The following is a 23,465-nucleotide window of genomic DNA, read 5'->3' as shown; positions in this document are numbered from 1 at the left end:
CCTCCGTCAAGCGAGCGAGCACGGCCATGCTGAAACGCATCTTACGAGAGCCGCTGGTCCATTTCCTGGCACTCGCACTTTTGATTTTCGCCGCGCACGGCCTTCTGCGCACCGGCGCCGATGCGCCGGAAAAAATCGTCGTCAGTGCGTCGAAGATCGAGCAGATGGCAACGGTCTTCACCAAGACCTGGCAGCGCTCGCCGACGGCGGACGAGCTGAAAGGCATGATCGACGACTATGTGAAGGAAGAAATTCTGGTCCGCCAGGCGCTGGAACTCGGGCTCGACCGGGACGACACGGTCGTGCGCCGCCGCCTGCGCCAGAAAATGGAGTTCCTGAACACCGCCGACGCCGCCCCGGTGACAGTCACCGAACCGGAGCTGGAAGCCTATCTCGAGGCCAATCCGGCAGCCTTCGCCACCGATGCGAAGCTGGCATTCGAGCAGGTCTTTCTCAATCCCACACGACACGGCGAGACGATTGCTGAGGACGCCGCTACCTTGCTCGCGGAGCTCCGCAGCAACGACACGGCCGACCCCGCTTCGCTTGGCGATGCGTCCCTGCTTCCCGCGGCAGTTCTGCTCACAAGCAAGGCGGCGATCGACCAGACCTTCGGCGGCGACCTTGCGGACGGGCTCGAAAAGGCTCCGCTCGGTCAGTGGACGGGGCCGATCGCCAGCAGCTTCGGCCTCCATCTGGTCCGGGTGTCCGAGCATGCGCCGGGCCGGGTGCCGCAACTCAAGGACGTCCGCGACGAAGTGGCAAGGGAGTGGGAAAACGCCAAGCGTGCCCAACTTGAGCAGCAACGCTTCGGTGAATTGCTCGCTCGCTACCAGGTGGGCGTCGAAGCCGCCACCGCTGCAGGAGACAACTGATGAGACCGCTTGGCGCGCTTCTCGCCTTGCCGATCCTCCTGCTGCTCGGCGCTTCCGCTATCGCTCATGAGGTTCGGCCGGCCTATCTCGACATACGCGAAACGGCGCACGACACCTTCGCCGTTCTCTGGAAGGTGCCGGCGCAGGGCAGGATGCGGCTGGCGCTCGACGCGCATCTGCCAAAACAGTGCATCGAAAGGGCCACGCCGATCCGGTGGTTCGAAGGCAGCGCCTATCTGGAGCGGTGGACCGTCGACTGCGCTGGGGGATTGCGGAATGGCACGATCGTCATCGACGGGCTCAAGGCCACGCTGACCGAAGCACTGGTGCGCATCGAATACGAGAATGGCGGCACCGAGGTTGGGCGCCTCATGCCCGAGGCGCCCACCTTCACTGCGGCCGGCACCCAGCCCAGTCTTGAAGTGGCCCGGACCTATTTCCTGCTCGGCGTCGAGCACATACTCCTGGGTTTCGATCATCTGATCTTCGTGCTCGCGCTCATGTTGCTGATCCATGACCGCTGGATGCTGTTCAAGACGATCACGGCCTTCACCGTCGCCCACAGCATCACGCTCGCCGGAGCATCGCTCGGCTATTTCAGTCTTCCCCAGAAGCCGGTCGAAGCAACGATCGCCCTCAGCATTGCCTTCGTCGCAAGCGAACTGCTCAAGGCCAGACCGAACGAAGCGCGCCTGTCGGAAACCTATCCCTGGGTCGTCGCCTTCGCCTTCGGCCTGCTGCACGGTTTCGGCTTCTCCGGCGCGCTGAAGGAGATCGGATTACCGCAATCGGATGTGCCGCTGAGCCTCTTGACCTTCAACCTCGGCGTCGAGGCGGGACAGATCATCTTCGTTGCCGCGGCTCTGGCAGTTGCCTGGGCGGGGCGCGCGGTGGTTGGTTACCACGCCGCCTTCGCGCGCCGGGCAATCGCCTACGGCATCGGCACCAGCGCGATGCTCTGGTTCATTCCCAGGATCGCCAGCCTGGCAGCCTGAAGCGCGGCGCTCTTGCGCGACATGCAGCCAAGCAAAGTTCTACAGCGACCTTTGCGCGTCTGATAAGACGCGCGGCGCCGTAGAGCCCGGCAATCGAGTTGAGCCGTCCGCACCACCCCATGAACACCGACATCTGCCCGAAGGGCCGCTCGCCTCACCCCGCCTGCTGCGCCCCATGCGCGTGGATCACCGCATCGGCCTCCTTGCCGTAGAGCTCCTCGAAATGGTCGAAGCTCTTGGAAAAGTAGCCGATCCCCTGCGTGGCCGCCCGCAGTGCCCGGGCGAGATCGTCGAGCGCCGATCCGGGCACCAGTGCGCGAAAGATGTCCCAGCCCTTGGCGGTCTCGTCGCGGTCGAAGCCGAGCACCTGGCCCTTGTAGGTGGAGACAATCGGCACCAGGCTGCCGGAATAGATCGAGGGGATGTGGATCTCGATGCGGATGACCGGCTGCATCAGCACGGCGGAGGCCTGCGACAGCGCCTGGCGCACGCCCATCTTGGCCGCCGCCCGAAAGGCGAAGTCGTTGCTGTCGACCGAATGGTGCTGGCCGTCGGTCAAGGTCACGCCGACATCGATCACCTGAAAGCCGAGCGGGCCTTTCTCCATCGCCTCCCGCGCCCCGGCCTCGATCGCCGGGATGAAGTTGCGCGGCACCGCCCCGCCCTTCACCGTCTCGGCAAAGGAGAAGCCGGTGCCGCGCTCGTTCGGGTGCACGCTGAGCTTGACGTCGGCAAATTGCCCGGCGCCACCCGTCTGCTTGCGGTGGCGATAATGCACGTCGGAGGGTTTCAGCACCGTCTCGCGATAGGTCGGGCTCGGTGGCTTGTCGGTGACGCCGACGTGGAAGACGTCGGCGAGCGTCTTGCAGAGATCGCGCAGGTGCATCGGCCCTTGCACGCAGACGAGCTGGGCGCCGGTTCCCTCCTCCTGCATGACCGCAAGCCCGCGGTCGGTCTCTGCGAGTTTGGCGAGCGTGCCGGAAAGCTTGGTCTCGTCGCGCTCGCTGTCCGGCACCAGGATGCGCTCCAGCATCGGCGTCGGCGGCACCGTCCAGTCCGGCGCCTCGGCCGTGCTATTGCCGGCAAGCAGCGCCGGCACCGGCAGATGCTCGGATTTGACCGCCGCGATGATCGCGCCCGCCTCCGGCGTGGCGTTTGGCAGCGGTTTTCCGGTCGCCGGGTCCTGCAGCGAGCCGAGGCTGCCGCCGCCGAGCGTTGCGCCCTGCTTGATCCCCGATGTCAGCGCCCGCACCAGCACGGTCTTGCCGACATTGGCGCGGTGGTAGGCATGGAAGCTGACAGCCGAAAGGGCGGTTTCGGCAATCGAGCCGGCCGCCGCCAGACGGTTTCGAAGCGCATCCACAGCGGGCGCCTCATGGCGCAGCGCCTTCATCAGCCGCATGATGCCATTGGCATGGCTCGCCGAGCCGACCAGCACCGGGATGATCCGGTTTTCCTTCAAGAGCCGCGTGGAGATCGCGTAGATCGTGTCGCTTGCCGGCGCCCGATCTTCGATCAATTCCTCGAGCAGCCAGTCGTCGAACTCGGAGAAATGTTCCAGCAGTTCGGTGCGCGCCTCCTTCTCGCGCTCCATCACAGTATCGGGAATCTCGATCAGCGCCGAGGTCTGGCCTTCGCGGTAGCGCCAGGCGCGCTCGGAGATCAGGTCGCAGGTGCCGACAATCTTGTCGCCTTCGCGGATCGGCACCTGGCGCAGGAGCAGCATGTGGCCGGAATAGTCCTGGAGCGCGGCGATCACGTCACGCAGCCGCGCCCGCGGCTCGTCCATGCGGTTGATGAAGAGAATGCAGGGCGTGCCCGAGGCCTCGATCACCTTGAGATAGGGCGCGGCCAGCACCGCCTCCTCCGGCGCCGGCGAGACGCAGAGCACGCAGGCATCGCTGGCAATCAGCGCATGCTGCGCGTGGCCAAGCGCCTCGGTTCCGCCGGGTGCATCGAGCGCGCACCAGGGTTCGCCGCCAAACTCGAATTCCGTGAGGTTCAGTCCATAGGGCGAAACAGCTTTTCTGGAGGCCCCCTCCAGACCGGCCAGCTTTTCTGCCAGCGTGGTTTTTCCGGTCTGTGAGGGCCCAAGTACCGTGAAGCAGCGCATCGGCGATCCTCCCCTGTCGCGATTGCCAGAAGGCGCCGAGCGTTGCGACGCCCTTACTCTATTAATTCTAGGGCAGCTTTTGCGCTTTCAATGGCTATGCGCAAATTCGGCACAGTTCCGGTGCCCGCTGCGTCGACAATCGGCGTCGCCGGATGCCCATAATCTGATTGTCAATTTAAACCGGTTGTGAAATTATATCATTGTCGAGATCGACAATCGAAAGCGCGGCGCTAGTTCTATCGAAGCGCCATCCATTCATTGGAACCGTCCGAGCCGGAGACCGTCCGCATGTCCCTCACGCTTTACCAGCATCCGCTTGCGTCCTTCTGCCATAAGGTGCTGATCGCGCTTTACGAGAACGATACCCCCTTCAAGAGCAGCCTTGTCGATCTGCTCGATCCTGAGGAAGCGGCCCGCTTTGCAGCACTCTGGCCGGTCGGCAAGATGCCGGTTCTGACCGACAGCGCCCGTAATGTCGTGATGCCCGAAACCTCCATCATCATCGAATATCTCGACCGCCACTATCCCGGCCGCCAGCGGCTGATCCCCGACGATCAGGATACGGCCCTCAAGGCGCGCCTCTGGGATCGCTTCTTCGATCTCTACATCCATGTGCCGATGCAGAAGATCGTCACCGATACGCTGCGTGCATCAGGCGAAAACGACCATCGCGGCGTCACCGACGCCCGCGCTTCCCTTGCCGTTGCCTATGGCATGGCCGACAAGCATTTCACTGAGAACACCTTCGCCGCCGGCGATGCCTTCAGCCTTGCCGATTGCGCGGCCACGCCTGCGCTCTTCTATGGCGGCATCGTCGAGCCCTTCGATGAGAAATACCCGCATCTCGCAGCCTATTTCGAGCGCCTGCTTGAGCGCGCCTCCGTGCGCCGCGTGCTCACCGAAGCGCGGCCTTATTTCCATATGTTTCCCTACCGGAACCTGATGCCCGAGCGGTTTTTCGAGATGTGAGCCAAGCGCTAGAAACACAAGGGGATACAGGGAGATAGAGCGCCTTCGTGAATCGGAATGGCAAGACGCACTGTGACGCCGTCGACCGCTCCGTTCGCCGCCAAATCCAGACGAAGTCTGCCCCTCTTCTCGGGTTCAACCCGACGACTAGCCCTCTCCCCGCTCGCGGGGCGAGGGAACGTGCCCCTTCGCAGCGTTGTCGAGCGGAGCCGTTGTTGTCAGAGAAAAATCGAAGATGCTTGTCGCTGAGACGAGCGGTTGCCACGTGTCCCTTCTCTCCGCCTGCGGGGAGAAGGTGCCGGCAGGCGGATGAGGGCCCCCCTCACCGCGCGGATGAGGGGCAACCTGCGGAGAGCGGAGCCTACTTCACCTGCGCCGGCGGCGTGCCGATTGGGAAGGCGATGGTGACGAAGCCGGCGGTACCCTCCGGCCGGTTCTTGGCGCCGAATTCCTGGAAAATCTTCAGCGTCAGAGAGACCGGCGTCTCGGCCATCTTGAAATTGTAGCCCATGGTGCCGCCGATTGCGGCGATACGGCCCTTGAAGTCGCCGAGGCTTGCACCGGGACCGCTGTCGCCCGTCACCTGCTGGTAGAAGTAGCCCGCCACGCCGGCGGAGAATTCCTGGCCGAAGTGCCTGGTAACCGCCCATTCCGCGTGGAATTCCGTACCCGTGCGATAGTCCGTCGCCGGGTTCTCGCCGTTGAGGGTGAAGCCCGCCGCACCCGAAAGGTCGAAACCGGCTTCCGGGTTGAACCAGGTGCCGGCAAGGGTGAAGTCGCCTGCCCAGCGATTGAAGGAGAGATTGGCGAGCTCGCCTTTCTGGTAGTCGCCGATCGGCACGTTGAGGCTGGCGTTCGCCGTCCAGTGGAAATCGCCTTCGTGCCAGCCGAGCACGACGCCAACCACCGGGTCGCCGATGGTGAAGATCGAGTCGCTTGCGGAGGCCGAACGGCCGGCCCTCGGCGCTGACAGCGTTGCATCGATGTCGGGGCCGCCGAAAGGCACGATCGCGGTAAAGCCGAGATTGCCGCCTTGCACCTCCTCGGGCATGACCCAGAGGCCGGTGCCGAAGACGCCGATCAGGGTCGCGTCGACTTCGCCGACGATCTGGCCGCCGAGCGGAAGCTGCTTTCACCGACATAGAAATAGGTGTCGTTCTGAAAGTAGGTTCCGGGCGGTGCGAGAAGGCCGGCCATCGGGCCACGGGCACCGAGCAGATAGAAGCCGGCACCGTTTTCAGCCGCGTTCGCCGTCGAAGGCGCGACCACGCAACACAGGCCGGCAGCGATTGCCTATGCGGACAGCAAACTCTTGGCAACGCTCATCGAGTGACCCCCCTCATCTCTCGGCAGAGACGATAGCATTCCGCCATCTTCAAGCCAGCCCTAAGAAACAGGAGCCTCAAGAACCGCAACATCCGATTGCAGGACGGTGCAGGCATACACATCTTGCCCGCCCGGCACAGGCCGCTACCTTACCGCCTGTCGCCTTCGGTTTGTTCCACAACGGAGGCTTGCGTTTTCGTTCCTTTTCCCAGCGCATCAGCAAAGGATCCGAGACCATGGAATACCGGCTGCTCGGCCGCTCCGGCCTGAAAATCTCTGTTATCACCATGGGCACAATGACGATTGGCGGCCGCGGCAAGTTCGCCGAGGTCGGCAATGTCGGCCTCAAGGACGCCCGCCGCTACGTCGATCTCTGCCTCGACGCCGGCGTCAACCTGATCGACACCGCCGATATCTATTCGACCGGCTACTCAGAGGAGATCATCGGCGAGGTGCTTGGCGGCAAGCGCAAGAACGGCGTGCTGGTCGCCACCAAGGCACGCTTCTCCATGGGGCCCGGACCGAACGACGGCGGGCTCTCGCGCCACCACCTGATCGCCGCCTGCGAGGCGAGCCTGAAGCGGCTGAAGACCGACGTCATCGATCTCTACCAGGTGCATGAATGGGACGGCCAGACGCCACTCGAAGAAACGATGGAAGCGCTCGACAGCCTCGTCCGAAGCGGCAAGGTCCGCTACATCGGCTGCTCCAACTATTCCGGCTGGCACATCATGAAGGCGCTCGGCATCAGCGCGCGCGAGGGCCGGCAGCGCTTCGTCAGCCAGCAGATCCACTATACGCTGGAAGCCCGCGAGGCAGAATACGAACTGATGCCGATCTCGATCGATCAGGGGCTCGGCGTGCTCGTATGGAGCCCGCTTGCAGGCGGCCTGCTCTCGGGCAAGCACCGGCGGGGCGAGACATCAGAGGGAACGCGCCAGCTCGCCGGCTGGAACGAGCCGCCGATCCGCGACGAGGAGCGGCTGTGGAAGATCGTCGACATGCTGGTGGCGATATCCGGCGAGCGCGGCGTCTCGCCGGCGCAGGTCGCGCTCGCCTGGCTGATCGGCCGCAAGGGCGTCACGTCCGTCATCATCGGCGGCCGCACGGAGGCACAGTTCAGCGACAACCTCGCCGCCGCCGGCCTGAAGCTTTCCGACGAGGAAAAGGAACTGCTCGACGCCGTCAGCCTGCCGCCGGTGATCTACCCCTACTGGCACCAGCTCCGGAGCGCCAAGGACCGGCTCGGCGAAGCGGATCTGTCGCTGCTGGGGCCGCATTTGTAGAGGAAGGTGCCCTATCCGGCTCGCCAACGCCTCTTCAGCATCATGGAGCAAGTGCCACAAGACTCCGATGAAGGCCGACGCGATCTCGTGAGGAAAACCGACCTTCCTTCTCCATTGGACCGCAACAGACCTTTGCAGTGACCGCTTCGCGGATCCTGTTCCTGTTGAAGGCGGTACTCTCGTGAAGCGTCGCTATACGACCGTCTCAGTGGTATCATGAACCAGCACGGTCGCGGTGTCGGGCAGCCGGATGGTGCATGTCGCGTCAATTGCCTGGCTTCATCCGGCGGATCTCCTGAGGGGGAGACAGCCATGGCAACGGCAAGAGCAGAGCGGCGGCTGGCCGCGATCCTGGCCGCTGATGTCGTCGGCTATTCCCACCTCGTCGAACATGACGAGGCCGGGACGGTGTCGGCCCTCAAGGTTCTGCGCCGGGAGGTGATCGATCCGCTGCTGGCCGACCATCAGGGCCGTATTGTCAAGCTGATGGGCGACGGTGCGCTCGTGGAGTTCGGCTCGGTCGTCGATGCCGTCGCGTGCGCGGTCGCCATCCAGAAGGGGGTTGCCGAGAACCAGGCCGATATCCCGACGGAGCGACGCATCATCTTCCGGATCGGCGTCAATCTCGGTGATGTGATCCATGAGGTTGATGGGGATCTCTACGGCGATGGCGTCAACATCGCGGCCCGCCTCCAGACCTTGGCGGATCCAGGCGGCATTTGCATTTCCGGCACGGCGTACGATCACCTCCCGGGCAAGCTTGACTGCGGCTACGAGTACCTCGGCGAACGCGCGCTCAAGAACATGGAGCGGCCGGTGCGACTGTACCGCCCCCTTCTGGAAAGGACGACCGCAGGAACGGTATCGCCCAGGCCCGCACTTCCGGATCGACCATCCATTGCCGTGCTGCCGTTCAACGTCATGAGCGCCGACCCGGAGCAGGACTTCTTCAGCGATGGACTCACCGAGGACATCACCACCGCGCTATCCAAGCTCAAGGGCTTCTTCGTGATCGCCCGCAACACGATGTTCACCTACAAGGGAAAGCCCGTGGATGTGCGCGCCATCGGGCGCGAACTCGGGATCCGCTATATTCTCGAGGGGAGTGTGCGCAAGTCCGGCAACCGGGTAAGGGTGACCGCGCAGCTCATCGATGCGGCCTCCGAAGTCCAACTCTGGGCCGAGAGGTACGACGGCGACCTCGGCGACATCTTCGTCATTCAGGACGAAATCACTGCAAGCGTCGTCGGCCGCATCGGGCCGGAACTCCTGGCGGCAGAGCATGCCCGCGAAAGCCCCAAGCCGCATCATGGCCTTGATGCTTGGGAATGTGTCGTGCGGGCGGTGTTCCTGTGTTCCCAGTTGTCTGAGGAGAGCAGCGGCAAGATGCTCCCCCTGCTCGATCGGGCAATCGGACTGGCTCCCGGTTATGCCCAGGCGCTCGCGATGAAAGGTTGGATTACCGTGTGGCGCGCGTTCCAGGGGTGGGAGGACATGGGACACGCCCTGGCCCTTGCCAGGGATTTCGTCCAACAAGCCATCGCCGCGGACGATAAGGAACAGTGGACTTACCTTGCGCAGGCGATGATAGCCTTTGCGACGCGTGACAATGTCCTGGCGATGGCAGCGATCAGCCAGGCTGTCGCGATCAACCCCAACTCCGCGTTTGCACACGGCCAGTTGGGACTTGCGCATGCCAACGGGGGCCGCGCGGCGGACGCCATTCCTTGCATCGACTACGCCCTCAGACTGAGCCCCCGCGAGGCTTTTCTCGGCGACTTTCAGTTTTACTACGCCATGGCTTATTTCCAGGGCGCGAATTACGAACTTGGATTGAGCTACGCACGGGACGCGCATCGCTTGCGGTCCGGCCACGCGGTTCCGCTGATCATCGGCACGGCCTGTGCCGGACTTCTGGACAACCAGGAGGCTGCCACGGACTTGCTCGGACGGCTCAAGTCGCTAGTCCCTGACATCTCACGGGACGCCGTCGCAGCAACATCTTCTTTCGTTCGCGCCGAGGATCGGGCGCGTCTGATCGAGGGACTTGCCCGTGCCGGCCTGAATTGACGGGTTGGATCGACCTCGAGAACCGATCGCTCCCCATCAGAGGCACGCACGCAGGAAAATTCCGATCCAGCCGGAGCCTCGGCGGTGATGTCTCTCCGGCAGCACCCCGCAAAGCAAACGTCGCCATCGCCCCTTGACTTCTCGCCCAGCATCGCCATTTCATATCATATGATACACGAAGTCGCGGCATAGGAGACGACCATGGCCAACGCTCAACCGGCTTTCGCCTCTGATCGGCAAACGGCCCGGCAAGAAGAGGCTGTCATCGTCAAGGCCGTGGTCAAAGCCTGCGACCTCTGGAACCTCACCAACAGAGAGGCGGCCCAGTTGTTCGACGTGCCGATCGCCACCTGGAACCGCATGAAGGCGGGTGACTTCAAGGGCAGGCTCGACCAGGACAAGCGCATGCGCGCGAGCCTGATCGTCGGCATCTTCAAGGGGCTGCGGCTCTTCTTCAACGGCCCACTCACCTATCAATGGCCGAAGGCGGTCAATACCGGCCCGCTGTTCAATGGCCACTCGCCCGTCGATCTGATGATCGAGGGCGGCATTCCGGTGATGCTGAAGGTGCGACGCTATCTCGATGGCCTGCGCGGCGGCCTATGATACCCGAGATCGATTTCAACGAGCCGGCGACCGTCCGGCTGATCTCGACCGCCTATATTGACGAGCCCGCCGTCAAGCCGCTCGCCGACGATGACGACGAGATCGAAATCCTCAATCGGCTGGAGGCGATGACCTCGGCGCGCCTCAGCCCCCTCGCCTTGCCTGTCGGCGTCGATCCGGCCGAACTGCTGAACGAGACCTTCGGCTACGGCTGGTCGCTGATCAATGCCGCCTTCTGCCATGCGCGCCCGCCGGGCAACCGCTTCAACGGCGAGGAGCGCGGCGCCTGGTATTGCGCCTTCGGCCCGCGCGCGCTTCAAACCTGCCAGGCGGAAATCGTCTATCACCGCACCCGGGCGCTGAGCGAAGCCGGCAGCTTTCACGACATCGGCCGCTACCGCGAGCTGATCGCCGGCTTCACCTGCCGCTTTCATGATGCGCGCGCAGAAAAGGGAGCCACCTATCTCGATGCCGATACGGCGGTCGCCTACCCCGCCGGCCAGGCGCTCGCCGCCACCATTCTGGCGGAAGGCGGCAACGGCCTGATCTACCCGTCTGCCCGCGACCCCGAGGGCGAATGCCTCGCCGTCTTCCGCCCCGCCGTCATCCAGAACATCCGCCAGGGCCGCACCATCACCTTCGAATGGACCGGCGTGCCCGAGCCGCGCATTCTGGATGAGGCTTGATCCGGCAGGAACCGACGAAAGCGCCGAGAGCGGCCCCGCAATGTTCCCGCAATGCGCCTCCCCGACAAGGGCTCGCCTTTCCGGATTCCCGCGCTGGACTTGCCGGGGCCGGATTCGGCCTGAACAGAAACAACTTATAAATCAAATTGTTATTGACGCCTTTTCCCGGCGGAACACGCGCCACGCAGCCGCCAAGAAACTGCCCCTCACCCTCCCCCTCTCCCCGCAGGCGGGGAGAGGGAAAACGGTAAGCGTCCCGCCTCGCCGTAGCCCGTTGATGGCTGCGACCAGACAGGATGGCCCGACCTGCAAACGCTGGAGATGGACACAGGCAAGCGCCGCAGCGTCCCTTCTCCCCGCAGGCGGGGAGAAGGTGCCGGCAGGCGGATGAGGAGCAATCCTCACCGTGCGGATGAGGGGCGTGCTGCAAACGCCGCGCCGGATACCGGCACCGAGCGTCAAACACGAGGAAACGAATGACGATCACACTTTTGCCAGTCGATGCCGTCGATCCCGACACCATCCGAAAATTGGACGTGCACGAAAGCCAGATGGATTTCATCGCCAGCAACGAGGAATCGCTGCAAGAACTCGCCGAACGCCCCGAATGCGTCGGCTTTGCTGTGATAGCCGAAGGCGCCCCCGTCGGCTTCGCCATGTATGCGCTCGATCCGGATGACGGCAACCACTGGATCTACCGCCTGATGATCGACGCCCGCCACCAGGGCAAGGGCTACGGTGTCAAGGCGCTTGCCGCCCTGCTGGAACATATGGCCGGCATCCCCGAATGCGGCGACATCTATCTCGGCGTCTACCCTGAAAACACCCGCGCCCACGCCCTTTATCACCGCTTCGGTTTCCGCGAGACCGGCATGATGCTCGGCGAGGAGAAGGTGATGCGGCTGGATCGCCCATCGAAATTGCCCCTCGGAGCATCGTCCCGCTCGGCAGCGGATGGGATCATTGCGATCCCATCCACATGCCCCGCGGGGCGTTATGACGCGACTGAGGCCGCCACCGGTTTCGTCAGGCGCAGGCCGAGAACCAGCAGCCCGCCCAGCGCATAAACGACGACGACCGAAAGCCAGATCGCGCCCGGCCATTGCGCGCGAACGACGAAGTAGATGCTCGAAAACGCGAGCGGACTGATGATCGATGCAAGGCTCACGGCCGAGGCCAGCACGCCTTGGAACTGGCCCTGCTGGTTCTCGTCGACCTGCCGGGTCGCGAGCGATTGCAGCGCCGGCACGCCGATGCCGCCGAGCGCAAAGACCGGCATGATCGCGAAGATCATCCAGTCCTCGGTCGCAAAGGCCATGACGGTCAGGGCAACGCAGACGCCGGCGACGCCCACCAGAATGGCGCCGCGCTCGCCGAAGCGTTTTACGGCCGGTCCCGGGAGAACCGCCTGGGCAAACGTCTGGCAGACGCCAAAGGCGCCGAGCGATAGGCCGATCCAGAGCCCGTTCCACTGGAACGTCTCGCTGCCCCAGAGCGCCCAGCAGGTGCCATAGGCCTCGCCCGTGGCGCTGAAGATCAGGAAGAGAAAGACGATCGGCAGCACGCTCTTCACCGAGAACACCCAGCGCAGCGGCCGAAGCGGGTTGAGCGCGGCAAGGTCGATCCTCTCGCGGCTCGGTGCGCGCGACTCCGGCAGCACGAAGTACGCCAGAGCCAAATTGCAGCCGTTCAGGACCGCCGCGGCGACGAAGGGCAAACGCAGCCAGTGGTCGCCGAGCACGCCGCCGAGAACCGGGCCGATGATGAAGCCGATGCCGAACATGGCGTTGAACAGGCCGAAGCGCTGCGCACGCTTGTCCTCGGGCGTGATGTCGGTGAGGTAGGCGGTTGCGACCGACATGTTGGCGCTCGTCAGCCCCGCGATCGCACGGCCCGCAAAGAGCATCCAGAGATTGGGCGCAAAGGCGAGGAACAGATAGTTGACCGCAGCACCCGCGAGCGAGATCAAGAGCACGGGCCGGCGGCCCAGCCGATCGCTGAGCGCACCCAGCACCGGCGCGCAGATGAACTGCATGACCGCGTAGAGCGCGGTCATCGTGCCGATATAGGGCGCCACGTTGTCGGCATGGATCACGTCCTTCAGCAGCGAAGGCAGGATGGGAAAGATGAGGCCGATGCCCACGGCATCGAGCACAATGGCAGTAAAAATGACGATGAGGGATTTCTTCATGATGCGTTCCGATCAACGCAAGCACGCCCACGCCAAGAGGCGCCGATGCCTTGCGATTGGGTGACCTGACGATGCAGGCGATAGGTTTTGGGAAACGCTGGCCGATCCGTGCTCAAACGGCAGGGATGGCGTGTGCTTGACTGCCTGGACGTGGATTCGTCCACCTGTTTACTCCGCCACTGAGCGGATCAAGGGAAGCAGTCGCTTTTCGCGATGGCATGCAATTAACACCGGATGGCGGGACGCGGCAAGCCCCACGTTTTTGCGGAAGCAGAAGCGCGCCGCGCTCAGCACCGGCAAATGGTCAACAGGGCCTTTTTCGACTACAGTTGCGGCAGAAACCACGACATTCGTCAGAGCGGACAAGTCCTTGAGCCCGGCCCGACTGTGGCCTCCCTTTCGGTGGCCGCGGAACTCGGGACGGAGCGCCCGCTTTCCGATGCAGAATTCGTGAGTGGAGCGCAGCGATGGAACAGAACTCCGAGATCGGCCCGGCCGAAGCTGACGACTTTCCTGCCATTCGATCCTTGTGCAACGGCTTCCTCGACTGGTGCCGATCGCGCTATGGCGAAAACGCCTGGTTCGTCGACCGGTACTACACGCCGGAACAATGGGCCGCACTCCTGGACAGCCTGCCGAAAATCCATTCGGCTCCAGATGGGGAGATTCTTGTTGCCCGCCTGAACGGAAAGGTGGTCGGCTGTGTGATGATGCAGCGGATCGACGAACGTACATGCGAGATGAAGCGAATGTTCATCAGCCCGGAGGGCCGAGGCTTGGGGCTGGGCCGCCGTCTCGCCGAGGCCCTCGTGCGCGTGGCTGCCGAGCGGGGCTATGCCGCCATGCGGCTGGATACCGGCCGCAACCACGATGAGGCGTTGAGCCTCTACCGCTCCCTGGGATTCCAGGAGATCGCACCCTACTACAAAGCACCTCCCGAACTGCGCAACCATCTCATCTTCATGGAAGCCCCTCTGGCCGGGTAGTCGCGTCCCCCCTCGCGATGTGTCTTCGCAGTGGCAGAGCAAGGTTGCAGAACAGTGTCGAAGCCTGCCTCATCGAGCCATGTTGAGCTCGGAGACCGGCATGGAGATGGTGCAGCGCAGGCCATCCGGCCCAAGGGCGAAGCTCGTTCTCGCCTCAAGCTGGTAGGGCAGCGCCCGCTCGATCAGTTCGCGCCCGTGCCCGATGCCCTCGCCGGCACCGGTTGCCGGCGGCATGCGCACGCCGCTTTCGTGCCAGTCGATGTGAAGCCAGAGCTTTTGATCCTGCCCGGCCTCGACATGCCAGCGAACGGAAAGTGCTGCACCGGCCTGACCCAAGGCACCGTACTTGACGGCATTGTTGGCCAGTTCATGAAGGGCCATGGTCAGCGTTTGCACCGTCGACGAACGCAGCTTCACGCCGCTGGGACCGTCCAGCCGCACACGCCCCATATCCGCATCCACCGCCGCCAGTTCTGCCCGGAGCAGCTCATCGAAGGTGACCCGCTGCTGGTTGGCCAGGCGCGACAACAGGCCCTGGACCCTGGCCAGCGCCGACAGGCGGCTGCGAAAATGCGCGCTGAAATCCGGCAGGTCCTTGGCTCTGCGGGCGGTGGTTTCGGCAACGGCCCGGACAACCGCCATGAGGTTTCGGGTGCGATGCTGCAGCTCGGCAACCAGCGCCTTCTGGCGGTCTTCCCATTGCCGCCGCTCGGTGGTGTCGGTCATCGCGCCCACCATGCGGATCGCCTGCCCGCCTTGATCGTAGAAGAAACGGCCGCGGCCGTGCAGCCAGCGAACGGCGCCATTCGGATGCAGGGTGCGAAACTCCGTGACGAACTCTGTGCGGGCCTCCCGCGCGTGCTGCAGCAAGGCCTCGGTCTCCGCCCGGTCATCCGGGTGGATGCGCGCGGACCAGTTTTCATAGCTGGGCGTCACCTCGTCCACCCCGTAACCCAGCATGCGAAAATACTCGTCGCTCCAATGCACCTCTCCGGTCAGGACATTCCAGTCCCAGAGCCCCAGACCGCCGACCTCCACCGCCGTCCGCAACCGTTCCTCGCTCGCCCGAAGCGCCGTCTCCGTCTTCTCGCGCTCGATCAGGTCGGCCGCCTGTCGCGCCAGCACGTCGAGGAGACGCAGTTCCCGCTCCTTCGGGCGGTGCACATGCGCCCAATGGGTCGACAACATCCCGATGAGCGTTCCGACGCGCGAATGGAGCGGCGTGGTCTGCACGGCGCGGATCCCGCTCTGCCGGTAATGGGCCAGATCCGCCGTACCCTGCATGAACGCAGCGGTTTCGACATCCGAAACGACGACGCGCCGCCCGGTGCGCAGGGCGAGCGCGCAGGTGGAAGCCCGGTCCATGCTGACGCAATGCCAGAATTGCGCGGCCTCGTCGCTGAAGCCGCGATGGGAAAGCAGGCGTAGCTCTCCAGTTGAGCCCCGGTCGGCATCCAGCATCTGCAGGCTGGCGAATTGCGAACGCATGATGGCGGCCGCACCATCCAAAATGGTCTCGTAGACGGCCTGCGGTCGCCCGTCCTTGATCAGTTCGAGGCTGATGGCCTGCAGCCGCTCGCTGTCTTCCAGCTCGCCCTTCATCTGTTCCGGGCCTTGATGGTGCGCAATGGTCATCGAGTCGCTCCCTTCCCGACGAGACACCCAAGGGCGCAGCGGCAGCCGTGCAAAGGACGTTGTCGCGCAAATCCGCGCCAACTGCTGGCAGCTTGCTCCGGGCCCACCCCTATCGCCTCAGTGCAATCTCCCTCCGTGGGCTGCCTCGGGGTTGCAACGGTGCGCCGGATCAGTGCGCCGCCAGCACCCTCGCCTCCACCGGCTGGTCGATGCCCTTCAGGACAAGCAGCCGGGTTCCGGCGCCCATCGTGAGCGCTGCCGCCTCAGCGGCGGTCTCGGTCGAGATCAGGATCTCGCCCGCCTCGGCCTGGGATTCAAGCCGCGACGCCAGGTTGACCGTGCCGCCGATCGCGGTGAAATCGCTGCGGAAGCTCGAGAACTCGCCGATCTCGACCTCGCCCGAGTGAATGCCGACCCCGACACCGAGCGGTTGCTCACCCAGCCCGTCGAGGTCCAGGCTGCCGAGTGCTTGCGCGCAAAGCCGCTGGATATCGAGCGCCGCCCGGATCGCGGCTTCTGCGTGATCTTTCCTGATAATGGGAAAATTGAAGATCGCCATCAGCCCGTCGCCCATCTGCTTGTTGACGATGCCGTCATGCGCCCAGATCGCCTCGGCGCAGCGATCCTGAAACAGGCTGACGATTTCGCTGAGCCGGATGCGCTCGATGCGCTCGGACAAATGGGTGAAGCCGCGGATGTCGGCAAAAAGAATGGTCGCGCTTGCCGCTACGTGACTCTGCTTCTTGACGTAACGGAAGGAGCGCTCGCAGATCGTGCAGATGTTCGGGTTCATCTTGCTGCGGGTGATGCCGAAGGCACGAAACGGCAGCGCCAGCGGCCCGCGAATGGGGATCGGCATGTGCATCTGGTCCCAGCATCCGCGGCAGATCCTGGCGTCGCCGCGATTGGCCGGCTGCATGGTAGAGGCTTCGGTCATGGTCTGCGTCTCCGGCTCACATGGCCAAAGTGGCGTAGACGGAGCTTCTGCCATTTGTCGCGCTTTAGCAACGGCTGGAATAATACAAGGCGCCTGCCGTACGGCCCGGCCGTTACTCGGCAAACAGGTTCGCGGCCATGAAGTCGACGAAGGCACGGACCTTTGGCGAGAGATATCGATTGGTCGGCCACAGCACGCGGAATGTGCCCGTTTCGCGAAGGCAATCCTCCAGCAGCGATACCAGCTTGCCTTCCGCCAGTTCCGACGACACGGCGAACGGCGGCAGACAGGTGATGCCGAAGGATCGCTCCGCCAGGAAGATCAAGGGCTCGAGTGTGCTCGCAACCGTGGTCACGGGCAGATCGAGCTTGACCTCGCGCCCGTCACGAACGAGCGGCCAGGGTTCGAGGCGGCCGGAGTTCGCGTACCGGTGATGGAGGCAGCGATGCCCGAGCAGGTCTTCCGGCACCTTCGGCCGACCGTGCGCGGCGAGATACTCCGGAGCCGCGACGATCCTGTGCCGGAACGTCCCGAGCTTGCGGCTCATCAGGCGCGTATCCTTGACCTCGCCTGTTCGGATGACGGCATCGAAGCCCTCTTCGATGACGTCGACCAGCCGATCCGTGAAATCGAGGTCGAGGTTGATCAGCGGGTAGCCGTGCATGAAATCCGATATGGTCGGCATCAGGAGCATGCCGGCCAAGGGCAGGCTGACACGAAGCTGGCCGCGCGGTGTCGCGTGCGACCGCGACAGCTGCGCCTGGGCTGCCTCGAATTCGGATTGGATGCGGCGACAAGTGTCGAGAAAGAAGCTCCCGTCCTCGGTCAGCGCCATGCTTCTCGTCGACCGATTGAAGAGACGCACGCCCATCTCGTCTTCGAGCCGCGCGATGGCCTTGCCGACCGCAGAACCCGAAAGGCCGAGCCGATGGCCGGCGGCCACGAAGCTGCCTGCCTCTGCGACCTGAATGAAAATGCTGAGCGTTCCGAGCTTGTCCATCGTCTGCCGATTGCGGAATTAATTTCCGAAGTGATGAGAATACCCGCTCGTTTATCCGCTATTTCTCCGTCGATATCCAGATGTCGTCGCGGTCGATGCGCTGCGACGTTCAAATGGAGAGCCCCATGAATACGAGCCTTACCCCCACTTTCTCAGCTTCCCCCGCTCCGACGACCTTTGTCGTCAACGTCATCCACGCTCACCCCGGCAAGCAGGAGGAAGCCTTCGCGATCATCCAGGACGTCGTGCACTACGTCGCCGAACGGAAGGAAGGCTTTTTGTGGAGCACCTTGGCGAAGAGCACGGACGGACAGACGGTCGTCAATGTCGAGGCAATCCAGGGAACCGGGAATGTCGACGAATTCTTTTCGGATCCGGTGTTCGTGGAGAAGTTCCGGAAGCTGGATGAAGTCTCCCGGAGCGAGTTTCACACCTATACGGTCGGCGACCTCGTGCTGCCGAAGCGCGGCTCCGCGGCTTGATCGCTGCTGCATGTTTCCTTTAATCGTAGCCGATTGAAGGACAAAAACATGCAGCAATTCAAAGTGCTACAGCGACCTTTGCGCGTCTGATAAGACGCGCGGCGCTGTAGTCCCTGCGCCTCCACGTGAAGACGCAGGGCCTATAGCGCCTCTATCATCCCGCCTTCTTCACCGGCGGGATGACCCATGAGCCATCGAGAATGGACGGCGGGCTGTCGTCGGGCCAGTAGAGCCGCATCATCAGGATGAACTTGCCCTTCGGCGCCGGCAGCCAGTTGTTCTCCTTGTCAGCTCCGGGCGTTTCGTTCTGGATGTAGATCTCCGTCGACCCGTCGGCATTGGCCTTGGGGCTGACGCGTGCGCTGATCGAATAGCGATTGATCGGATTGTCGACGAAGAAATAGTCCTCGTCATACATGGTGATCGACCAGAAACCGCGCACCGGCGGCAATTGCCCCTTCGGGAAGGTGATGACGTATTTGTTGGCGCCATGGTAGGCGCGGGAGAAAAGGCCGTCCTTGGATTTCAGCGACGTCGGATAGATCGCATCCTGAGGACGATTGGCGCCGAGACCGATCGCCGTGATCAGTGCACGCTGCAGATAGCCCGTGCCGTAGATGCCGGTCTTGGTGGTAAAGCCCCAGCCATTGATGTCCTGGACGTCGCCATCGCTGAACTTGAAATGCAGCATGATGCGATGGAACGCCATGGCGGGAATGCGCGAGATGAAAGCGGCATCCAGCTTGCTCTTGTCGAAATCCTTGCCGGGCACGATGCCGATCTCGGCGAACTTGGCGATTGCTTCTGCATCCGCAGCCGTCGGCGGATTGGTCTTCATCAGGTCGCAAAGCAGCGTGAAGTACTCGACCGCGTCCATCCGGTTGACCTGCTCGCGCACCGCCGTCTTCATGTCGATGGTCGGGTCGATCTTGCCCGCCGGCGGCGTCCAGTCCTTGCCGTAGGCGCTGAGCGGCGAGAGCTTGCACTGATCCTGCAGCGCGTGAACCGCCGCATAGTCCTCGGGCGAGCCATCGCAATAGATGCGGCCGAGGATCCAGACGATGCTCGTTGCCGACTTGTATTCGGTCACGCCGTCGGGAACGGTGCCCTGCCAGCCAGGCCCGGTGATCGCATAGGACTGCGCCCCGTCGCCGGTCGTCCGCTTGCCCGGCACCTGAAACACCGTCGTCCAGCCGTCGAGCATCGGAAACAGGAAGTAGCGATCCTTCATGTCCGGGATCGACAGCACCCAGGGCTCCTTGCTGACGTCGACGAAGGCCGTCGTATAAAGCGTATCGGCGTTCGGCGCGGTCACGTCCTTGAAGGAAGCGTTTGGATACTCCCTAAGCTTGATGATATGCCCCATCGGCCCCTTGCTGCCTTCGGGCTGCGCCACATTGGTGACGACCCGTCGGGTCATTTCCGTTGTCACCAGGGGATAGCCGTAGATATAGGCTTCCACCGCCAACCAGAATTCGTCAGCCGCCTCGACCGGATCGATCAGCGGAGATTCCAGAGCATTCGCAGGTAAAGTTGAAACCGTTGCGAGCAGGCCAGCGCCTCCCAAAGCGACGGCACGACGTGTCATGTCCATATTCGCCTCCCTCTTGCCCTCATGGCGACGAGAGGTTAGCACATACTAAATAATGCTACTAGGCATTGTATCCGTGTGAATTTCACGCGAGCTAGCGGCATTTGCTGCGATCAGCTGCCCCGACTCGCGGGGCAGCACGAGATGCGACTGCCAAGCAGCCGATCAGAACGACAGGCGGTTGCTGGACCAGACCGGGCCGAGGCGCTCTTCTTCCTTGAGCGTCGCGGAACCGTAGGAGAAGCGCAGGCCCCCGAAGATTGTGCTGGTGTCACCGGAGACCGATGCGCTCAGCCCCGACAGCTCCTCATTGGTGTATTTGTAGCCGGCAAAGAGCGTGACCGGGAAAGCGTCCAGCCGGTAGTTGGCCGTCAGCTTCAGGCTGCGCAGATCGTAATCCAGGTCGTTTTCGCTCATGCGATGAAGCGAGCCGTCGACGTCGAAGCGCAGGTTGTCGGTCGCGTAAATGCGGGCACCGAGCGAGCCCATGTAATGATCGGCGTCGATGTCGTCGAAGTCTTCCACGCTCGCCTGGCCGTAGCCGACCGCACCATGCAGCGTCCAGGTATCGAGAAAATAGGCCCCTTCGAGGCCACCCATGTAATCGTTGAGGTCGACGCCAATGCCCGGGTCGAGGCGCGCGCCTTGCACAAAGACGCCTGCCGCATAGAGATCGTTGCGGTAGTAGCCGTGCAGCGCGCCGTCATAGCTGTTGGTATCGACGTCTTCATAGGACGCGCGCGTGTAGCCGAGATCGACCTGCAGGTTCAGGCCGGCACCGGCATCGAAGTTCACGGCGCCGCGCAGGTCCCATGCATCCGTATCGATATCGCCGGGTGTATCGACGCCGGCTCCATAGGAGCCCTCGATGTAGCCGACGACGCCGCCGGATGCTTGCTCCACCGGCACTTCATAGGCGTCCTGCGTCCCGACCAGCGGACCGTCGATATCGGCGGCGGCCGCGAACTGAACACTTGATAAAAGAAAAATGACGAAACCGCTCGCCCTGACCATTGCCCCACTCCGGTTGAAACCCCTGAGAATAGGTAAGCAAATATGGTTAATACAATCTCTACGGGAAACCGACGGAGCGGACCGCTAACGGCGCCACGGTTCGGACACTGTGGTAGCCGCTCATCCGACATGCGGGCTGCTTCTTCCCGCTCACCGCCCAACACTTGCGGCTGCCCCTCATCCGCCCGGTGAGGGCTTGCCCCTCATCCGCCCGGTGAGGGCTCGCCCCTCATCCGGCCTGCCGGCCACCTTCTCCCCGCGCGCGGGGAGAAGGGCACGCGTGGCGCCCGCTCGCCTCGACAACAAGCGCCACAGTTTCACTCCGGGCTAATTGGTTTGCCCCCGACTAAACCCCGTTTGACCCTGACTGCGGCCGCGTTCGAAAACGCCGCGAACCGGGCTCGTCCCCTCTCCCCGCTTGGCAGGGAGAGGGTTAGTCCTCGGGTTAAACCCGAGGAGAGGGGCAAGCCCACCCTTAACCGTCAGCAGAGTGACGTCCCTACTGCTTGGCGATCTTCTCGCGCAGGCGCTCGTCCTGTGCGGCGATCTCGGGCGTCAGTGCGTCGCCGAAATCGGCGGCCTCGAAGACCGGGCGGATTTCGATTTCGCTCGGGCCCGGCATCGGGTTCGGGCAGCGCTTCACCCAGGCGATCGCCTCGTCCATGTCCTTGACCGTCCAGATCCAGAAGCCGGCGACCAGTTCCTTGGTCTCGGCGAAGGGGCCGTCGATGACCAGTCGATTGGGCCCGTCGAAGGCGACGCGGGCGCCCTTGGAGGAAGGATGCAAGCCTTCGCCCGTCTGCATGATGCCGGCATTGACCAGTTCCTCATTGTACTTGCCCATGGCTTCGAGAAGCTCGGTCGTCGGCATCTTGCCCGCTTCGCTGTCCTCGGTCGCCTTTACAAAAACCACTACGCGCATCGTCCAATCTCCTCTGTCACGCCGGTCCCGGTCGTTGCGACCCCTGGGGGTATCGGCGCGGTGAAACCCAGATAGTGAGAGCGGTTTGCGGGCGAAAGGCCCGCGCGGATTTTTTTCCTATCCCGCTCCGGTGGAGGAAGCCAGATTGGCCTCCCTGGCTAAATGACGAACGGGCAACGATGGGTCCGACATCGCTGGCGAAATTTTTCAGGAAAAATGATGATGTGGAGGGAGGCGAACGGAAAGCCATGGCCAGCCTGTCCATTGCTGCCCGTCCTCGTAGGCTCCGTAGGCTCGGCGGTCGCAGCACCCTCCACCCTCATCTCTGTGCTCGTCACAGAGATCCAGCCGCCGTGCGTCGGCACGGCGGGAGATGGAGTGCCAACACTCGACATTTGGAAGATCTCTCGCGCCGCCGACGCGGCGCGGCTGGATTCCTGTGACAAGCACAGGAATGAGGAGGCCTTGATGGGCGTCCCACTGCCCAATGAACGAACAAGGGCCACGCCGCGCCGGCATGGCCCTCTGTCATCGTGCGTTCTCTCCGGCCGAAATCCTCGGCCACAGCGTGCTACTGCACCTGCTGATGCAGCTCCGCCAGCGCCTGCCGCAGGTCGTCGATCGGCGTCTGGTTGGCCATCTTCTTGCCCTCGAGCTCCGGCGGCATCTTCCAGCCGGGATCGATGCCTTCCATGTTGGGCAGCTCATGCGCGATGCCCTTGTGGCAGTCGATGCAGGTGGCCTTGCCGGAAAGCAGATAACGGGTGTGGATCTCGGCCGCCCGCTGCGTCTGCTTCTGCAGGTCCATGGCGACGGAGGAATGGCAGTTGCGGCATTCCAGGCTGTCATTGGCCTTCATGCGCGCCCATTCGTGCTGGGCCAGCTCCAGCCGTTTTTCGAGGAATTTCGACCTTGTGTTGATGGTGCCGAAGATCTTGCCCCAGACTTCCTTCGACGCCTGCATCTTGCGGGCGATCTTGTCGGTCCACTGGTGCGGCACGTGGCAATCCGGACAGGTGGCGCGCACGCCGGAGCGGTTGGAGAAGTGGATGGTGCGCGTCAGCTCCTGGTAGACGTTGTCGTGCATCTCATGACAGGAGGTGCAGAACTTCTCGGTGTTGGTGAGTTCCAACGCCGTGTTGAAGGCGCCCCAGAACATCACGCCGCCGACAAAGCCGCCGAGCGTGAGGAAGCCCAAGCCCAGCGTGCCGGCCGGCGTCGCCATGATGTGCCAGGCCCAGAGGATAAGTTTCCTGATCCATGCGATCATGATGTCACTCGCTTCCGGCCGGCTTGAAACCCAATTCGCTCATGTCCTTGAAAGTGCTCGGCACCAGCGGGCTGGTGTCCGCCTGCGGCACATGGCAGGCCGTGCAGAAATAGCGCCGCGGCGAAACGTCAGCGATCATCTGCCCGTCGCGCGTCATGTAATGGGTGACGCTGATCATCGGCGCGCCCGAATCCTGGGTGAATTCGCGCTTGTGGCAGGAAAGGCAGCGGTTGGCATTGACCGAAAGCTCGTAGCCCTCGATCGAATGCGGGATGACCGGCGGCTGGTCGGGATAGGCGCGCATCTTGCGCTTGTCGTCGACCACCCATTTCGGCAGCGGTGCCGCGGCTTCGGTGGCCATCTGCGGCGTCGGGCCTTCGAGCTGCGGCACCAGCTTTTCCGCAACTTGAGCCACGGCGGCGGTGGTGACGAACACCATCAGCCCGGCGGCCATCGCCATCCAGACGGGCCGCTTCGGGCCAGCAAAGGTGCGAAGCGGTCTTGCCTGAGG

General features: G+C 63.4%; 22 protein-coding genes. 10 read left to right on the top strand and 12 right to left on the bottom strand.

All coding sequences use genetic code 11. The annotated features are described in order from the left end of the window. The first annotated feature begins 26 nt into the window (after positions 1–26). Together ACTJKE_RS12750 and ACTJKE_RS12745 are read left to right on the top strand one after the other, a co-directional pair. Positions 27–875 (top strand): peptidyl-prolyl cis-trans isomerase, encoded by an 849-nt coding sequence (locus ACTJKE_RS12750; RefSeq protein WP_440691891.1) that lies wholly within the window; start codon positions 27–29, stop codon positions 873–875. Continuing rightward, the gene (locus tag ACTJKE_RS12745; protein ID WP_112994453.1) at positions 875–1,870 is read left to right on the top strand and encodes a HupE/UreJ family protein; all 996 of its coding nucleotides are present in this window, start codon (positions 875–877) and stop codon (positions 1,868–1,870) included. Before ACTJKE_RS12750 ends, ACTJKE_RS12745 begins: the two co-directional genes overlap by 1 nt. A 154-nt stretch (positions 1,871–2,024) precedes the next feature. Here ACTJKE_RS12745 and ACTJKE_RS12740 read toward each other — a convergent pair whose 3' ends face one another. Continuing rightward, on the bottom strand, positions 2,025–3,983 hold the full coding sequence (locus ACTJKE_RS12740; RefSeq protein WP_110878543.1) for an elongation factor G: 1,959 nt from the start codon (positions 3,981–3,983) through the stop codon (positions 2,025–2,027). 288 nt (positions 3,984–4,271) lie between these two features. Here ACTJKE_RS12740 and ACTJKE_RS12735 point away from each other — a divergent pair, with 288 nt between their 5' ends. Next, complete coding sequence (locus ACTJKE_RS12735; RefSeq protein ID WP_057253852.1) at positions 4,272–4,952, top strand: glutathione S-transferase family protein; 681 nt, start codon at positions 4,272–4,274, stop codon at positions 4,950–4,952. 361 nt (positions 4,953–5,313) lie between these two features. Here ACTJKE_RS12735 and ACTJKE_RS12730 read toward each other — a convergent pair whose 3' ends face one another. Both ACTJKE_RS12730 and ACTJKE_RS12725 read right to left on the bottom strand, forming a co-directional pair. Then, the gene (locus ACTJKE_RS12730) at positions 5,314–6,033 is read right to left on the bottom strand and encodes a SphA family protein (protein WP_440691917.1); all 720 of its coding nucleotides are present in this window, start codon (positions 6,031–6,033) and stop codon (positions 5,314–5,316) included. Continuing rightward, positions 6,033–6,221 (bottom strand): hypothetical protein, encoded by a 189-nt coding sequence (locus tag ACTJKE_RS12725; RefSeq protein ID WP_244495692.1) that lies wholly within the window; start codon positions 6,219–6,221, stop codon positions 6,033–6,035. Before ACTJKE_RS12725 ends, ACTJKE_RS12730 begins: the two co-directional genes overlap by 1 nt. 293 nt (positions 6,222–6,514) lie before the next feature. Between ACTJKE_RS12725 and ACTJKE_RS12720 the strand changes: the two genes are divergently transcribed. From ACTJKE_RS12720 to ACTJKE_RS12700, 5 genes are all read left to right on the top strand, one after another. Then, positions 6,515–7,564: an aldo/keto reductase gene (locus tag ACTJKE_RS12720; RefSeq protein WP_093234769.1), complete on the top strand. Its 1,050-nt coding sequence runs from the start codon at positions 6,515–6,517 to the stop codon at positions 7,562–7,564. A 312-nt stretch (positions 7,565–7,876) separates the two neighbouring features. After that, entirely contained in the window at positions 7,877–9,634 is a 1,758-nt protein-coding gene (locus tag ACTJKE_RS12715; RefSeq protein WP_440639637.1) for an adenylate/guanylate cyclase domain-containing protein, read from the top strand. A gap of 201 nt (positions 9,635–9,835) precedes the next feature. After that, entirely contained in the window at positions 9,836–10,240 is a 405-nt protein-coding gene (locus tag ACTJKE_RS12710; RefSeq protein WP_440691890.1) for an antitoxin Xre-like helix-turn-helix domain-containing protein, read from the top strand. Then, positions 10,237–10,926 carry an RES family NAD+ phosphorylase gene (locus tag ACTJKE_RS12705; protein WP_113512671.1) on the top strand — a complete coding sequence of 230 codons (690 nt, stop codon included), beginning with the start codon at positions 10,237–10,239 and terminating at the stop codon, positions 10,924–10,926. The genes ACTJKE_RS12710 and ACTJKE_RS12705 overlap by 4 nt, the downstream gene beginning before the upstream one ends. Positions 10,927–11,402: 476 nt before the next feature. Beyond that, complete coding sequence (locus ACTJKE_RS12700) at positions 11,403–11,993, top strand: GNAT family N-acetyltransferase (RefSeq protein ID WP_440691889.1); 591 nt, start codon at positions 11,403–11,405, stop codon at positions 11,991–11,993. Here the strand turns inward: ACTJKE_RS12700 and ACTJKE_RS12695 are convergent. Next, positions 11,921–13,117: a TCR/Tet family MFS transporter gene (locus ACTJKE_RS12695; protein WP_440691888.1), complete on the bottom strand. Its 1,197-nt coding sequence runs from the start codon at positions 13,115–13,117 to the stop codon at positions 11,921–11,923. The genes ACTJKE_RS12700 and ACTJKE_RS12695 overlap by 73 nt on opposite strands. Before the next feature lie 467 nt (positions 13,118–13,584). Between ACTJKE_RS12695 and ACTJKE_RS12690 the strand changes: the two genes are divergently transcribed. Then, on the top strand, positions 13,585–14,103 hold the full coding sequence (locus ACTJKE_RS12690) for a GNAT family N-acetyltransferase (protein ID WP_057253840.1): 519 nt from the start codon (positions 13,585–13,587) through the stop codon (positions 14,101–14,103). A gap of 69 nt (positions 14,104–14,172) precedes the next feature. Here the strand turns inward: ACTJKE_RS12690 and ACTJKE_RS12685 are convergent, their stop codons facing one another. From ACTJKE_RS12685 to ACTJKE_RS12675, 3 genes are all read right to left on the bottom strand, one after another. Further along, complete coding sequence (locus tag ACTJKE_RS12685; RefSeq protein WP_162764674.1) at positions 14,173–15,705, bottom strand: PAS domain-containing protein; 1,533 nt, start codon at positions 15,703–15,705, stop codon at positions 14,173–14,175. A 202-nt stretch (positions 15,706–15,907) separates the two neighbouring features. Further along, on the bottom strand, positions 15,908–16,675 hold the full coding sequence (locus ACTJKE_RS12680) for an adenylate/guanylate cyclase domain-containing protein (protein WP_058327124.1): 768 nt from the start codon (positions 16,673–16,675) through the stop codon (positions 15,908–15,910). A 112-nt stretch (positions 16,676–16,787) separates the two neighbouring features. Continuing rightward, the gene (locus ACTJKE_RS12675; protein ID WP_113512663.1) at positions 16,788–17,675 is read right to left on the bottom strand and encodes a LysR family transcriptional regulator; all 888 of its coding nucleotides are present in this window, start codon (positions 17,673–17,675) and stop codon (positions 16,788–16,790) included. A 125-nt stretch (positions 17,676–17,800) separates the two neighbouring features. Between ACTJKE_RS12675 and ACTJKE_RS12670 the strand changes: the two genes are divergently transcribed. After that, entirely contained in the window at positions 17,801–18,157 is a 357-nt protein-coding gene (locus ACTJKE_RS12670; protein WP_162764673.1) for an antibiotic biosynthesis monooxygenase, read from the top strand. 154 nt (positions 18,158–18,311) lie between these two features. Here the strand turns inward: ACTJKE_RS12670 and ACTJKE_RS12665 are convergent, their stop codons facing one another. From ACTJKE_RS12665 to ACTJKE_RS12645, 5 genes are all read right to left on the bottom strand, one after another. After that, positions 18,312–19,751 (bottom strand): DUF1254 domain-containing protein, encoded by a 1,440-nt coding sequence (locus ACTJKE_RS12665; protein WP_113512459.1) that lies wholly within the window; start codon positions 19,749–19,751, stop codon positions 18,312–18,314. 162 nt (positions 19,752–19,913) lie between these two features. Then, positions 19,914–20,762 (bottom strand): hypothetical protein, encoded by an 849-nt coding sequence (locus ACTJKE_RS12660; RefSeq protein WP_113512461.1) that lies wholly within the window; start codon positions 20,760–20,762, stop codon positions 19,914–19,916. Between the two features lie 499 nt (positions 20,763–21,261). Continuing rightward, positions 21,262–21,684 carry a YciI family protein gene (locus ACTJKE_RS12655; RefSeq protein ID WP_113512463.1) on the bottom strand — a complete coding sequence of 141 codons (423 nt, stop codon included), beginning with the start codon at positions 21,682–21,684 and terminating at the stop codon, positions 21,262–21,264. 571 nt (positions 21,685–22,255) lie between these two features. Further along, the gene (locus ACTJKE_RS12650) at positions 22,256–22,954 is read right to left on the bottom strand and encodes a NapC/NirT family cytochrome c (RefSeq protein WP_162764663.1); all 699 of its coding nucleotides are present in this window, start codon (positions 22,952–22,954) and stop codon (positions 22,256–22,258) included. 4 nt (positions 22,955–22,958) lie between these two features. Next, the gene (locus ACTJKE_RS12645; RefSeq protein ID WP_057253823.1) at positions 22,959–23,414 is read right to left on the bottom strand and encodes a nitrate reductase cytochrome c-type subunit; all 456 of its coding nucleotides are present in this window, start codon (positions 23,412–23,414) and stop codon (positions 22,959–22,961) included. Positions 23,415–23,465 lie beyond the last annotated feature (51 nt).

It is taken from the genome of Ensifer sp. 22521, from assembly GCF_052044795.1.
Taxonomy (GTDB): Bacteria; Pseudomonadota; Alphaproteobacteria; order Rhizobiales; family Rhizobiaceae; genus Ensifer.
This window is presented reverse-complemented; position numbering and strand designations above follow the sequence as displayed.